At 33.3% G+C, this 983-nt stretch carries 1 protein-coding gene; it reads left to right on the top strand.

Going from position 1 to position 983, the window contains the following annotated elements; all coding sequences use genetic code 11:
- Window positions 1-966, top strand: a 966-nt coding sequence (locus DWX75_RS12160; RefSeq protein WP_199497618.1) for a restriction endonuclease subunit S, incomplete at its 5' end; no start/stop codon positions are given.
- Between the last annotated feature and the right edge of the window lie 17 nt (window positions 967-983).

Genomic DNA, 983 nt, shown 5'->3' with positions numbered 1-983 from the left:
GCCTTATCTTATGAGGGATTCAGGTGTGCGAAGTTTGAGTTGATAACAAAAGATGGTACTTTAGGAAAGGTTGCTTATGTGCAAGGTTTGAAGAAACCTGCAACACTAAATACCGGAATCTTTAATATAGAGATTAAAGATGGAAGTAATATTGATGAAAAATATTTATTTCAGTATTTAAGAGCACCATTTCTAATGAATTATGTAGCCCAAAAAGCTACCGGAGGAACCATTAAGCACCTCAATCAAAGTATTCTTGTAAATTTCCCTGTGGTTCTTCCATCACTGAAAGAACAAGAAAAAATAGGAAAATATTTTGAAGAATTTGATAATCTAATCACTCTTCGACAACGTAAGTTGGAGCAGCAGAAGAAGTTTAAGAAGTATTTCCTGAAAAATATGTTCCCAACGAAGGAAGAAAAAGTACCTAAGATTCGCTTGAAAGGATTTACTGGCGATTGGACACAGGAAAAATTGATTAATATTTGTGATTATGTTGATTATCGAGGGAAAACGCCATCTAAAACTACTTCAGGAATTTTTCTTGTTACGGCAAAAAATATTAAAGATGGATATATAGATTATAAAGCTTCGCAGGAATATATTTCTGAAAAAGATTATGATAAAGTAATGCATAGAGGAATGCCAAAAATTGGAGATGTACTTATTACTACGGAAGCACCTTGTGGTAATGTGGCTCAGGTGAATAAAGAAAATGTAGCACTTGCACAGAGGATTATAAAATATCGTGGACATGACCATGTTATGGATAATACATATCTAAAGTATTATTTCCTATCACCTGAATTTCAAAATATTTTATATGCAAAGAGTTCTGGAGGTACAGTACAGGGGATAAAAGGAAGTATCCTTCATCAACAAGAAGTTAGATTTCCAAGGTATGAAGAGCAGAAAAAAATAGGACAATATTTTGATAGATTAGATACTCAAACTTCGCACACCTGAATCCCTCATAAGATAAG

This window comes from Mitsuokella sp. AF21-1AC (genome assembly GCF_003458855.1).
Taxonomy (GTDB): Bacteria; Bacillota; Negativicutes; order Selenomonadales; family Selenomonadaceae; genus Mitsuokella.
The sequence above is the reverse complement of the archived record's forward strand: the minus strand, read 5'-3'. Positions and strand labels throughout refer to the sequence as shown.